Origin of the sequence: Parasutterella muris, assembly GCF_943193095.1 — a bacterium.
GTDB lineage: Bacteria > Pseudomonadota > Gammaproteobacteria > Burkholderiales > Burkholderiaceae_F > Parasutterella > Parasutterella muris.
Genome location: NZ_CALPCV010000014.1, coordinates 1 through 12,460, shown reverse-complemented (window position 1 = coordinate 12,460; position 12,460 = coordinate 1). Strand labels below are relative to the sequence as shown.

Below are 12,460 nucleotides of genomic sequence, written 5' to 3'. Positions count from 1 at the left end.
AAAGATTTGTAATTTGAGGAAGCGCGTTTTGCCAGGCGCAGACAAAAACTGCGACAGTAGAAAATACGATAACAACTGTTCTGAAGAAGGTTAAATCCGTCATGATTGTTTTTGACTATCGGACGTCTGGCTGAGGTCTCCGCGGTACTGGGTAGAATTTGAATATCCCTAAAAAAATCCCGACCCAATACCCGGAGGAAAAAGTGAAATTTACTTCTGCTGATAAATTTATGTGTTGGTTGGCTGCCAGCCTTTTCGCACTGATTTTTTGTTGGTACAAAGAACCCAAACTTACAGATTTCTTGTGTACTGCAATGTCTATGTTTTGTGCTTTGTTTTCGGCCTTTGCTGTAGCTGAAGTAAGGGACGCGAAAATTCAAATTGAACAAAAGAGCTCCGAACCGGACTCCAACACTTTGAAAAGAATAAAAGCAATCCCAAAAAGAAGAATTAGCAGAAGAGAATATAGAAGGGACTCTTTGTCTGTCCATTCTCGGACCTTGTGCATAAAAGGCGGCCGGAGAAAAAAACAGGAATAAACTGTTAAGGCAAAGAAGAGGAGTGCAACAAGGATTTTTGGGGCATAACCCTTCAACACTATGTAAAACTCGCATGAAATCATACTTATTAGTTACAAGACGAGCGTCAGCCGCAAATGGAAAAGAAAATTCTTTTCCACTTGCCGTTAATTCATAAGTTGTTCGCATCATCTTTCCTTGAGATCAGTTTTGTTTTTATCGGGGGATTGTGTTTTTGTTTTTTTACGCAGCCCCTGCTTGATTAAAATGCTCCGGTTGTTGTTCAGGCTGCGGAGCGATTTCACGCAAATGACTCAGCAGAACTTCCGGCTCGACTCCTCTTTGTTCCGCTGCTTTACGCAAAATCCAGTCATTGACCTCAAGCTCAAACCAAGCCACCCAGCGAGATGAATACTTGATCGGTTTGGGAAAGCTTGTTTCAGTTTTGATTAAACGGTTGAACGTGGAGAGAGAAATCCCCAGACGATCTGCAACCTGTTCTGCTCTGAGCTGCGTATATACATTAGGCATTTTTTCTGCGCTCCTCACGGTTAGAGAGTGCGTTCCACAGCGCATCCCAATCGTAGCCAGGGTTGAGTTCTTCGCAGGTAACTTTTCCATCCGTGAATCTTTCAATCTTGGCGCAATGAGCAACCGGAATGTTACGATTGTGCCGCAGCCACCCGTAAACATTTGAAGGCAAAATTTTTAAGTACTTCGATAACGCATATGGTGTTTTCGCGCCTTCTGTTAAAAAGTATTCTTGCAACTTCATAAGTACTCGCTAAATTCAAGCTGATAACTAATACTGTTATTGTAGCAATTATACTATAAAAAATCTGTTGCTACTATAGTGAAGAATCGCAAATAGACTTTTGATTTTTTTCTTCTGCTAATAATTAGAGTTCCTGCTGGAGCAAGCCATGAAAGAAGAAATCAGGGAAAACAGATTACAAAATCTTTTGTTTCTTATCGAGCAATACAAAACAATTGCAAACCTTAATGTCGCGCTTGGAAGAAAACGTAAAGACGGAACGCTAAGTCAAATAAAAAACAAAGCAATAGTTCCTTCAACTGGAAAATCCCGCACGATGGGGACAGCTTTAGCAAGAGATATAGAGGCTCGCTTACGATTACCGTCTGGATGGATGGACAAGTTTCACAAAGAAATACAGCCTTTGCGTCCCGATTTAGAGAATATCCAGTCTCCAGTCATAACTCCATTAAACGAGAATAATACCGAGTCGATACCCTTGTACGAGATCGTCACTACTGAGTTTGAATCGCAATTGAATACTAAATTAAAAGGAGAAATTCAATTGACAAACTTTTTAGTAAATGCGATGAAGCAGTCTGAAAAAGCTGAGCTCGTCGGGTATTTAACTTCTGATAATGCAATGTATAAGACAATGCCTCGGAACTCGATAGCCATTGTTGACAGGGCGATTAATTCTTTCGCCGGAGATGGAGTCTACCTTATACAGACAAATGGAAAACCAAAATTCAGAAATATTTCTGAATTAATTGATGGGCGGCTTATTATTAAAAGCGACCTCTTAGAAGAGGTCGTGGACAATAAAGAGCAAATTGATTTTTTGGGAAAAGTAAAGATGCTTTGGGAATGTAAGCCTTTATAAAAAGACACCTCCACCTTGGCCACGTCCAACCTAACGTCTAAATAAAAGTTTTTGCTTCCTACATCCAACACGCTGTTTTGTAACTTTATTCATAATTAAAAATCTATTATCTAACGTAAGAGATTTTTTTTCGTTTAAAAATCTAGCCCTGTCAGCGATAGCTTCTAAATCCTGAACCGCACACTGATCTTTTTCCACCTTTAGTGAATTAGCGAGATTAATTAGTTCTGATGAATTGAGATTTGATATTTCAATCGTATGCAGCGAAGCGGCCTGCACATTGGATAGTAATAAAAACACAGATAGGACTAAAACTCGATTCATATTTCTACTCCTTATTTTGACTAATTATAACAATTTATTGAAATAGTAGCAAAATTCCACTATTATTAATAGCAAAGATACTATGACTATGCCTACTGGAATTTAATTATGTTTAGGTCTGGATTGTCCTTCTCTTTGAAGGCGTACAGCATCACACCCGAGGAGTTCACGCAAGATTACATGCGCCTACCAGATGCTCAGTTAATTTGCCTTTTCAAACTAAGGCTTGGATACTCTCTGAAGGGCTCAGCATTAAGCGTTGACGATATAGAGGGCCTTTATCCGCAGTATACAAATGAGCAAAAGAGAACCTTAGAGAAAGTTCTCTCCAAATTCTTCATTCTTGAAAACGGCCTGTATGTTGATCAGCGAATAGAGAATGTGCTCCTTGCTCAACAAGAAGCTGAAGAAAAATTTGAAGCTGCGATCGAACAGGAAGTTTTAAAACGTCTTGCTCGACGGAAAGCCGGATTAGCCAGCGCGGAGGCAAAAAAAATGCGTGCTGAGCAACAACCTTTCAACAAAACATCAACAGACGAGCAACAAAACATCAACAAATCGCCAACAAGTGAACAACAAAGCTTTAACAAACTTTCAACAAATAGACAACAAACTATCAACAAGCATTTAGCAAACGATCAACAAGAACAATACAAATCATTAACGGACTGTCAACAAACGGGCAATAAAATATCAACAGACGGGCAACAAAATATCAACAAACTGCCAACAAACGAACAACAAAGGTTTAACAAAACGGCTACAAACACGCAACAAACTGCCAACAAAGCGTTTGCGATTGATGAAGAAGAAACGCCCAACGTCTTTAATCACGGGGATTCTGAGGATTTGACCGAAATCGCCGATGAAACCGCCGTCCCTGCTCCTCACGCGAGCGCGCACACATATGCACGCGCGTCCGATTCTGATTCGGATAATTTTATTAATAAAAAAAATAAATCGGTATCGGAATCCGTATCGGATAAACAAGTTGAACAACTTTTCGCGCAAGAAAATCGGGAATGTTCGGTAGATGAATTTCTATCGATTTTGAAGTATTTCGGTCTGGACGAAAAAAATCTGAAAGGCTGGATGAGACGAAAAGCCGAGAATTCGCAAGCAATTGACGATCTTCGGCGGGATTTTAAAAACTTTGATTTAGAAACTTTTCAGGCTGTTTTCTCTCGCTGTCAGGCAGCCAAGGACAAGGAAAACAAACCGCTCAGCTCGGCAATAGCGTTTGTTGTGAAATCTCTCCAGAGAGAATCTGCCGCACTGAGAAACCGAAGCAAACCCACAGCACCAAAGAAATTCGCCGAGCGCGATTATTACGCCGGCGTGGTCAAACTTCCGGACGGAACGCTTCGAGCCGCACCCAAACAAGGGCCTCAGCGTGATTACACGAAGGGCTTGATCCAACTGCCTGATGGAACCTGGAAGATCGATCCGAATTACAAAAAATGAGAATCGAGGTTGTCATGAAGAACTTCACCCCAAGAGAAAAAATTGATGAAAGCCGCTACATAGCGAAATGCTGTAAAAGGCATGGATGGTTTGCATCCATGCTTCGCAACGACGGACTGATCGGCGGGGGCACCTTTTTATCGGCTGGATGTCCTGTTTGCCGAGAAGAAAGCCGTATTCGGAAAATTTTCGGCGAGAGTCAAATTCCACTTCGTTTTGCTGAGAGGAGTTTTGAGAATTACGTAGTCTCTTCGGACAATCAGAAACTCGCGCTCGAATCCTGTCAAAACTTTGCAGATAATTTCACCAATTCTCTGGCAGATGGGCGTGGACTTCTGTTGATCGGCACATGCGGGACAGGAAAAACTCATTTGGCGTGTGCCACTCTTTCTCAAGTCATTCGAGCCGGGCATTCCGGATTTTTCACCTCTGTGGACAAACTGTTGTGCAAAATCAAATCAACTTGGGCGGGAACAGGAACGACCCAGGAAGAAATGATTCGACGATTTACAGCAGTCGATCTTCTTGTTATTGATGAAATCGGCGCCTACCGAAGTGCTTCTGCCAGGGATCGGGATTTGCTTTTTGAAGTGATCAACAACCGATACGAGTCAATGCGTCCGACGATTTTTGTCTCAAACCTGAACCTGACGGGCACTGATTCGATTGAGGAGTATCTGGAAGAACGATCCTTTGATCGTGTCTGTGAATCGTCTCAGATCGTTGTGTTCAATTGGCCGAGTTGGCGGAGGAAGTCCCTGTGAACCCCAAAAATCTAAAAAAAATACCGGAACAAAACAACCGTCCCGGCATTGCACAACGCTATTGCTTAATCAAAAGCAAAAGCGCCGCTGCTCCAAGGATCGCAAAGGAAATTGAGCCTTCAAAGTTGACAACAAAGTCAGCATTGACGGATAATTCCCTCAACACGATAAGGAGCAGAAGTAGTCGTATTTTCTTAGCTTGCACGACTAATCTCCTTATTAATCAGGGACTCTTCCCGCACCGGCAAGTGCGGGTTGAGTCCCGTGTTTTTCTTCCCTCCAGAAATTTAGAAGTTTTCATTTCTGGCGGGGCCTATGCTTCAAAAAGAAGCAATTCCAATAAAGAGATTGCGGAGAATTCTACTTTCGGCTTGACTGTTACCAGCAGTTGGGCTGCTACCGTTTTACGGGGCCAAAATGAACACCCGTACCGCCTTTCATTCTTAAAAAGACATCCTCGGCGAATTCTGCTCTGCGATTCTATCCGATTTCAGGAGGCGATATGTCTCGTTTAAATCTCGCTAACCATTGGGTAAAAATCGATTGGGCAAGGGTATCTGAAAACGATCTCAGTACTTTGCCGCAGCCTTATGAGCTTGTTTCAATCGCCGTTAAATCGGACAGTGACACCGGGATCAAAACAACCAAAGGTTACTGGAGTTTGACGTTTTTTGATGATGTCTGCTTCACGATTGACTGCATAACTCATAAAGGATTTTCTGAATACGCCTCGCGCAATGTGGTTGCGTGGGAGCCTCTTGAAACAACCTCTACAGGAGAAAACGAATGATTGAAGTTGATCTCGAATCAAAATTTCATCCGCGACTTTTAGAGATCATCCGAAGCGCCCTAAAGAATCACGCAGACCTAGACTCCATTCTGAGAGCCGCTTATGAGAGCCGCAACGCGAACGACATTGTTTTTGCTGTCTCTGCCGAACAGAGTGTAACTAACAAACAATTGGCAATTATTGCAGGCAGAGAGCATCTGATTGAGACCAAAACGTATGAATCGGGTGCTTGGAACGATTGGCCGGACGTGATTCCTCCGCGTCTAAACACTGAACCTTTCATAGACGGAAAACCTCTGGAATGCGATTACTGGTTGCTTAAGTTGAAAAACGGTCGCTTCATCACCGGCAAACTGACGAGTCAAAAAAATTGGATTCAAATTCCCGAGTTCATGATTGAAGCGTTTCGAGAGTTTTCCCAGCCTGCAAGTGCGCAATGGCTTGAAAACCAAACAGAAGCAAGTTCTGACGAGTGGAACGCTTTTCCAAAGTTTCAACCGGAAACTGAAGAAACGTTTGAGGTTCAGCTTTCCGACGGCAGACAAAGAGCCGTCACCTGGCACAGAACTATGGGTTGGACCTTTTACGCGGATGAAATTGTCGCTTTCAAAAAAATCAAATAGCAGTTCAATGTTCAAGGAGCAAAAATGAAAATCTTATCTGTCATCAATGAAAAAGGCGGGGTTGGCAAAACCTTTGTCACAACGCAGTTTGGCTACTTTTGTCGATACAAGCTTGGAAATCGAGTTCTCGTGGTTGATCTGGATCAACAGAACAACACCGGAGAAATCCTGTCTCAATCGGGTCTATGCTCACTAAACCCCGCCTCTAGCGGTCAAATTTTGCGTGACGGTGAATCAATTTCAACTGATTCTGAATTCCTAGTGGTACCGGGCGATGACACTCTGCTGGAGTTGGAAAGTCTCAATGAAGAAGCACGAGTTGCGATGAACCTTAACAACGCGCTTGAAACCGTTGCAGACAACTTTGATCTGTGCATTATCGACTGCCCGCCGAGCGCTGATGTGCGTCAGCTGGCGGCACTTTCAGTGTCAACTAATTATTTAATTCCCTTCCAGGCAAAAGCTGAAAGTATCAGTGGTGTTGACAAAACCATGACAAGAGCCTCCATCATTTCTCAGGAGATCAACACTGAACTGGAGCTTGTCGGTTTGCTGCTTTCCATGGTCAAAATGCAGGGCATTCAGAAAGAAAATTTTGATCAAATTATGAAGAGCACGGGGAATCTGCTCCTAAAGAAATTCGACCCAAGAACGAAAGAAGAGAAGGATTTCTGTTTCATTTCTGATCGAAGCGAGTTCACAGCCGCACAGCAGTTTCACCGACCTGTTTTTTTCTCCGAAGGCGGAAAACCGAGAAAAGAAGCGGCGGAACTGGCAAGAGTTTGGATTTCACTTGTTCACAAACTAGGCCTTCCGATTCATAAGCCGATACGAATTGGACAGAACCCGGAAACTAAAAAATTGTTTGAGATAAACGGAGAAAATGAATGAATTTAGAAGCGTTAAAAAGAAACAGTTCAAATTTCACACACCGAGTAGTGAACTCAGAACTGACGATTCAGGAAATTGAACTCAAAAAAATCATTCCTGACCCAAATCAGCCGAGAAAGGAGTTTGATCCTGAGCAGCTGTCAGAGCTTGCGGAAAGCATCAAAGAGCATGGTTTGATTCAGCCGATCGTGCTCAGAAAAATCAGCGTTGACCAATACGTCGTCATAGCGGGGGAACGGAGGTTCAGAGCAGTTTTGCTCAACGGCTCAAACACGATCAAAGCAATCGTTAAGAACAATACCGACGAAAAAGAGCTTGGCTATTTGCAGGTAGAAAACCTTAAACGTGCGGACCTGAACGTCAATGAATTAGCTGAATTTGTGTGCGGAAGAATCGAATTAGGCGAGTCCCAAACATATATCGCTAAAAACTTAGGGATAAGAAAAGAACAGATATCAAAGTTGGCTGCTTGGGTAGAAATGCCTCCCTGTATCAGGGAAGCTGTACGTTCTAAAAAAATTAACAGTATCCAGACGGCGTATCTCCTATTTAAGAATTTTCTGACATATCCCGAGGAAACTCAGCAGTTCATTGAATCAAAGGAAACTATCACTAAATCGGACGCCAATAACTTTGATCCAAGCCGCAAGCCGGCTGAGGAAGAGTCTCCTGTCGAAGAAATACAGGAGCAAAGGCAAGAAGAGCAAGGAGCCATAGAAGAGTCTTCTCTGGAGACCGAAGAGATCACGAAAACAGAAACCGGGTCCGATACCGACATTGATTTTGAAGATGACTATGAGACAGAGAGCAAGGTTGAAGCGGATTCTCAGGATGATAACAACGCTGATGATAGTTCTGAAGTTGGTTCTGACGAGGAGGCTTTTAACGATGAAGAAAAGAGCACAGAGACTGAACCGCTTGAGAATTTCGGGTCAGAAGAATTTTCAAACGATGTGGAAAAGGCCACAGATGATTTTTTGGAAGCAAATGAACCGAACTTGCTTTTCAAAAAACCCCTTATCCTTTGCTTGGTTGAGGGGCGCGAATGTGAACTTTTATATAAGAGGAAATCTTCTTTTGGAGTCTTCGTGAAATGGGACGACGGTGTTGAAGAAGAAATTCCTGCGGAAGATGTTCAAATCAACAGAATCATTGAAGCTTAATGATTTGGGCGGCAATTAGCCGCCCTTTTAAAACCGAAGAGTACGCATGAGAGAACGAAAAGAATCTGTTTCCTGTTGGGTGTCCAAAAAGGAAAAACTCCGACTGAAGGAGTTAGCCTTTTCAAAGGGAATGTCACTGAGTGCCTATGTCAAATTCGTTTTAGAGGGACCGCTTAAGGAGGATTGGAGTCCGAAGCTGACAGTTTTGGATGAAATCGAGGAGAAGACGCGTCCGATCAAAATCTGCACAACTGAAAGCGAAGCAGAGGCTTTGAAGAGAGTCTCTTTGCAGCGAGGCCAGAACGTTCAAACCGTTGTCATAGCAGCCATCAGAGAGTTTTTGCTGAGCAAACCGCAGATTGATGAGAAGACAAAAAAGCAGATAGTTGACAGCACTTTGGCGATTAACAAAGTCGGAACAAATCTGAACCAAGTTGCCAGAGTGCTGAACGCACAGAACAAAGGGGGTTCAATCACTTCCGAAGTAATCGAAACCGCCGTGAGCTCAGTCAACGGCGTAAACAGAAAGGTTCTCAATCACATGAAATTTATTGAAACCATTCTGAAGGAACATTATTATCGATCCAAGATCGACGAGCGAGAAAAATCATGAAATACATCACTGGCATTCACGCATTGAATTTAAGGTGCAGTTTAGAGACTTGCGGAGACTGGCACCAACCGGGAATCCAGTGGAAAAACTTAACGATTAGAGAGTCGGAAGATTCTGTTTTCGGAGATTACGGCATTGAGGACAATAGCCTCGTGCCGGATCATCCGGGTACACACAAGGTAGCAAACCATATTAGAGCATTACTCGATCTCGTCTCAGAAGGCAATTTTGGTTATGCCCAGGGCATGAACAAAGATTTCATTTGCAACGATATATACACTGAAGAAGTTTTTTCTAAATTGCTGTTGCTGAAAAAGTCTCATTTATGGGAAAAAATTAAAAATTTCATAGGCAAAGAATACGGCGTTGCGTGGCTGAGGTTTTTAAAGGAGCATGAAAAATTAGGACTTCTCATGGATCAGTTTCCGGAAAAGAAAAAACAAGATAATGAACGCTCCCGGTGAGGCAGAAAACGTATTTTTAGCGTTGACCCAGCCGAACCTTAGCTTACGACTTGTGGCCAACGCAGCTTCTTTTATTCTCCGATTGTTTTGCGGCTGTTCTTTTCTTATCAAAATCCTTCAAATTTGCGACAGTTAAATATGCCTCCAGCTTCGCCACTCGTTCTGTCTCCAATTCCTTCACGAGAGTGTCAATAAAGTCAAAATCAATTTTCCCATTGGCTGTTATTGGAAGTGTTACTTTGCTATTGATAAAGACTTCATTAACATGGCGCACCAAAACAGATAACAATTTAGGTTTCAGTTTATTTAGTACAGTAGTAAAAAAGAGAATGGATGACCTTGTCAGTTCAATTTTTGGAACGATATGTCTGACAAATTGCCCGGCATACCATGGTCTTTCACGATAAAAAAAATCCATTTGAAGCAGCCCTAAACTCCATCCTCCGGCTTTATTTATATTTGACTGGTTAACAAACCCTGTCTTTCTTAATATCCCTTGGTTATTGGAAGTACGGGTTACATAATCATACGCATCTCCATCGGTTAGCTCGTCTGAATCGAAACTTGTGGTTTTTTGTATATCAAACAAATCTCCTAATTTAAACTCGCTCCATTTAACATGTTCCAGTTTCATGTTAAGAGGGGTGAGTTTTCTCAAAGAATCATCCTCTCTGGCCTGATGCTTGAGTAGGGTAGAAACCTCCCAAGCTAAATAATCCGCGACGGTCTTTTTGAAATCTTCGAGAGTAGGTTTTGTGTCGATCGGGGCGGTTTGGTTCCAGTCAGCTCCGTTGGTAGGGTCGATGGTTCCCTCGTAGTATTCTTTCTTTGTCAGAAGCTTTAACTTGCTTTCTCCAAAGCGAACAAGCTGTACGACTTCTTCATATCTTTCTTTAGCATGATTGGTATCCCTAAGATTTACACTTGCCTTTTTACGGCTTGTTCGAGTGTACCCGTCATTTGAAAAATCAATAAACTTAACCTTATCATCAGGATGATGCGCTTCATTGACGCGGAAAACATAGACGTAAGTCTGGACGCTGGATTTGCCTATAAAAAGGTCATCGGGCATCTTAATGCTCGCCAGCAGTGTATGTTTTTCTAAAATTCTGCGATTGTAATCAGCCGCTTTCCCGGACCCTGCCGAACCCTGAATAATGATTGCAGCGTAACCTTTTGTCATCATTCCAAGAGCTTTCTCAACAAAAATCATTCCGTTTCCATCAGCAGAGTACGGAGGATTAAGAATAAAAGCAGTTGCCGGAAAGTCTTCTTGAGTTCTTCCAAAACCGTATTTGCCATCAAAATCATTTAATGAATCTTTATTGATGATGTTGGAGCTGCCGTCTCCCATAAGAATCATGTTCAAAATGGCAAGCATGTAGACACTCGGAAGAACTTCCAAACCAAGGAGCTGTTCAGCTTTGATTTGTGCCTCTTTTAGCGCCAGTTCTTTAGGTGATTTGATGTTGTTTTTGGCATCAATCAGCATCTCATTCATCGCTGCTACAAGAAGTCCGGCAGAGCCGGTAGCAAAATCCCAAACATAGGAATTTCTGTCAACCCTGGCTAATTTTGCCAAAAGTTTCGCAACATAAGAAGGAGTAAGAACAACGTCATTAAGCTTGTCCTGTGAGAAACCAAGCCAGCTGTACATTTCATTGAATAATTTGCCGGTAAAGTCAGTTGTCAAACCGATTTTGTAATAACGGCCCAGATCGTCAACAATCTTATTAAATACTCTTTTAAGCTGAGTTTCTCCGGCAGTCACTTTGTTCAGGTTGTCGCTAGTAAGCGTGTTCTGAAGGGTTCTGATGATGAGGTCTCTTTTACTGCTTGGTAAAGATTTCTCTTTCAGAAATGATCGAATCTTTCTAAGAATAATCTCCCCGTCAGTGTTTTCAGGTTCCTGAGAACACTTCAAATCATCTTTTTCAAGAGGTTTGACCTTGCCTGGAACTCCCAGAGTTGCAATGATAGATGAGGCAACAAGATAAACTCGGTCATCTTCACTCAACCCTTTTTCATTTTGGTAAATATCATTGTTTAACTTGGTCAAGCTGGCCTGAATTTCTTGTTCTTTTAGTTCCCTTAGTCGCTCGATTTGCTCGGGGCTTAAACTTAACTGTCTAATTTTTTCAATAAAATTATTGAATCCGGGGGGGGTAAAAATGATAAGTCAGTATATTCACCGACTTTTTGTCCGACACCTAAATTTTTCTTTGAAACGTAATAAACCGAAATTTGATGCTGTAACTGTCCGAGTTCATCACGGAATCCGGTCATGCCGATGGCAATAACATCCGTATAGCTTGTGTGATGAAGCAGCGCATTCGCATAATGAACGGCCCCGTTGACAGCGTAAGATTTAATATTTTGGTAATTAGGTTCTCCTTTGCTTTTTGTGTTGTCTACGTTTCCGGCAGCATCAAGCTTCACTAGTTTGTCTTTATAACCCTTGTATTCGATAAGGATAGGCCAGTAGTTTAATTCCTTGTCTTGTAAAAGCAGTTTTGCGTCGGGCCGGTTACCTCCTTTTCCGCCGCTTTTTGACAAGTATTCATCTAAGGCCTTATCTATCTCGGAGTTAAGACTTTCTTGTTCCAGCTTGTAGTCAAGTCCATAAGATTTCAACCAACCGTTAGCTAGATCAGCAATATTAGGTTCAACAGATTTTGTTTTCATAAATTTCTTGACGGGGAATATTTAATGTTTTGCTGACAATATTAATCGAACCTAAGCGCAATGTGCACAGCTTCTCGCAGCGTGCAGCGTTGACCACAAGCCGTTAGGCGAAGCCCGGCTGTGGACAACGCCGAAGTCCAAAAGCCGAAGGCGAAAATCCGGCTTTGCTTCTAAAAAGCAAAGCTCTGAGTTTGCTCAGCAAACTATCGGTTCTCTGGAGGGTAAAAAATACTGCAATTGGTATAAAAGTTGTTCCGGAACAACTTTTTCTCAATAGGACGATTTTTTACCCTCCTAAAAAAGCGCTCGAACCTGAGCACGATTTCAAACACCGCTCACTACAGCCAGTTCTGACGCAAGCGTTCGGGCGTGAAATGTGCACAGCTTCTCGCAGTTTGCGGCGTTGACCACAAGCCGTAGGCAAAGCCCGGCTGTGGACAACGCCGGGGGTAGAGACGCCGAAGGCGAAAATCCGGCTTTGCTTCTAAAAAGCAAAGCTCTGAGTTTGCTCAGCAAACTATCGG

At 42.5% G+C, this 12,460-nt stretch carries 16 protein-coding genes; 10 read left to right on the top strand and 6 right to left on the bottom strand.

What is annotated here, in order from left to right:
* Positions 1-203 precede the first annotated feature (203 nt).
* Entirely contained in the window at positions 204-539 is a 336-nt protein-coding gene (locus NFR90_RS06510; RefSeq protein ID WP_251451585.1) for a hypothetical protein, read from the top strand.
* A gap of 222 nt (positions 540-761) precedes the next feature.
* On the opposite strand, the gene NFR90_RS06505 is transcribed toward NFR90_RS06510, so the two are convergent.
* Both NFR90_RS06505 and NFR90_RS06500 read right to left on the bottom strand, forming a co-directional pair.
* Positions 762-1,049 (bottom strand): helix-turn-helix transcriptional regulator, encoded by a 288-nt coding sequence (locus NFR90_RS06505; RefSeq protein WP_251451584.1) that lies wholly within the window; start codon positions 1,047-1,049, stop codon positions 762-764.
* Positions 1,042-1,293 (bottom strand): transcriptional regulator, encoded by a 252-nt coding sequence (locus NFR90_RS06500; protein WP_160335446.1) that lies wholly within the window; start codon positions 1,291-1,293, stop codon positions 1,042-1,044. The genes NFR90_RS06505 and NFR90_RS06500 overlap by 8 nt, the downstream gene beginning before the upstream one ends.
* A gap of 148 nt (positions 1,294-1,441) precedes the next feature.
* Here NFR90_RS06500 and NFR90_RS06495 point away from each other — a divergent pair, with 148 nt between their 5' ends.
* Positions 1,442-2,155 carry a hypothetical protein gene (locus NFR90_RS06495; RefSeq protein WP_251451583.1) on the top strand — a complete coding sequence of 238 codons (714 nt, stop codon included), beginning with the start codon at positions 1,442-1,444 and terminating at the stop codon, positions 2,153-2,155.
* A 30-nt stretch (positions 2,156-2,185) separates the two neighbouring features.
* Here the strand turns inward: NFR90_RS06495 and NFR90_RS06490 are convergent, their stop codons facing one another.
* Complete coding sequence (locus tag NFR90_RS06490; protein WP_251451582.1) at positions 2,186-2,479, bottom strand: hypothetical protein; 294 nt, start codon at positions 2,477-2,479, stop codon at positions 2,186-2,188.
* Between the two features lie 108 nt (positions 2,480-2,587).
* Between NFR90_RS06490 and NFR90_RS06485 the strand changes: the two genes are divergently transcribed.
* The gene (locus tag NFR90_RS06485) at positions 2,588-3,943 is read left to right on the top strand and encodes a hypothetical protein (RefSeq protein WP_251451581.1); all 1,356 of its coding nucleotides are present in this window, start codon (positions 2,588-2,590) and stop codon (positions 3,941-3,943) included.
* Between the two features lie 14 nt (positions 3,944-3,957).
* Complete coding sequence (locus tag NFR90_RS06480) at positions 3,958-4,707, top strand: ATP-binding protein (RefSeq protein ID WP_251451579.1); 750 nt, start codon at positions 3,958-3,960, stop codon at positions 4,705-4,707.
* A 58-nt stretch (positions 4,708-4,765) separates the two neighbouring features.
* Here NFR90_RS06480 and NFR90_RS06475 read toward each other — a convergent pair whose 3' ends face one another.
* Positions 4,766-4,912, bottom strand: coding sequence for a hypothetical protein (locus tag NFR90_RS06475; protein ID WP_251451577.1), 147 nt, complete (start codon positions 4,910-4,912; stop codon positions 4,766-4,768).
* Positions 4,913-5,209: 297 nt separating this feature from the next.
* Here NFR90_RS06475 and NFR90_RS06470 point away from each other — a divergent pair, with 297 nt between their 5' ends.
* From NFR90_RS06470 to NFR90_RS06445, 6 genes are all read left to right on the top strand, one after another.
* Positions 5,210-5,497 (top strand): hypothetical protein, encoded by a 288-nt coding sequence (locus NFR90_RS06470; RefSeq protein WP_251451575.1) that lies wholly within the window; start codon positions 5,210-5,212, stop codon positions 5,495-5,497.
* Positions 5,494-6,120 carry a hypothetical protein gene (locus NFR90_RS06465; protein WP_251451573.1) on the top strand — a complete coding sequence of 209 codons (627 nt, stop codon included), beginning with the start codon at positions 5,494-5,496 and terminating at the stop codon, positions 6,118-6,120. The genes NFR90_RS06470 and NFR90_RS06465 overlap by 4 nt, the downstream gene beginning before the upstream one ends.
* Before the next feature lie 24 nt (positions 6,121-6,144).
* Positions 6,145-7,011 (top strand): ParA family protein, encoded by an 867-nt coding sequence (locus NFR90_RS06460; protein WP_251451571.1) that lies wholly within the window; start codon positions 6,145-6,147, stop codon positions 7,009-7,011.
* On the top strand, positions 7,008-8,174 hold the full coding sequence (locus NFR90_RS06455; protein ID WP_251451569.1) for a ParB/RepB/Spo0J family partition protein: 1,167 nt from the start codon (positions 7,008-7,010) through the stop codon (positions 8,172-8,174). The genes NFR90_RS06460 and NFR90_RS06455 overlap by 4 nt, the downstream gene beginning before the upstream one ends.
* A gap of 130 nt (positions 8,175-8,304) precedes the next feature.
* Entirely contained in the window at positions 8,305-8,787 is a 483-nt protein-coding gene (gene mobC, locus NFR90_RS06450; RefSeq protein ID WP_251451567.1) for a plasmid mobilization relaxosome protein MobC, read from the top strand.
* Positions 8,784-9,251 carry a hypothetical protein gene (locus tag NFR90_RS06445; protein ID WP_251451565.1) on the top strand — a complete coding sequence of 156 codons (468 nt, stop codon included), beginning with the start codon at positions 8,784-8,786 and terminating at the stop codon, positions 9,249-9,251. Before mobC ends, NFR90_RS06445 begins: the two co-directional genes overlap by 4 nt.
* Before the next feature lie 43 nt (positions 9,252-9,294).
* Here NFR90_RS06445 and NFR90_RS06440 read toward each other — a convergent pair whose 3' ends face one another.
* Both NFR90_RS06440 and NFR90_RS06435 read right to left on the bottom strand, forming a co-directional pair.
* Positions 9,295-11,268 carry an N-6 DNA methylase gene (locus tag NFR90_RS06440; protein WP_251451564.1) on the bottom strand — a complete coding sequence of 658 codons (1,974 nt, stop codon included), beginning with the start codon at positions 11,266-11,268 and terminating at the stop codon, positions 9,295-9,297.
* Positions 11,269-11,372: 104 nt separating this feature from the next.
* Positions 11,373-11,936: a VRR-NUC domain-containing protein gene (locus NFR90_RS06435; RefSeq protein WP_251451563.1), complete on the bottom strand. Its 564-nt coding sequence runs from the start codon at positions 11,934-11,936 to the stop codon at positions 11,373-11,375.
* Between the last annotated feature and the right edge of the window lie 524 nt (positions 11,937-12,460).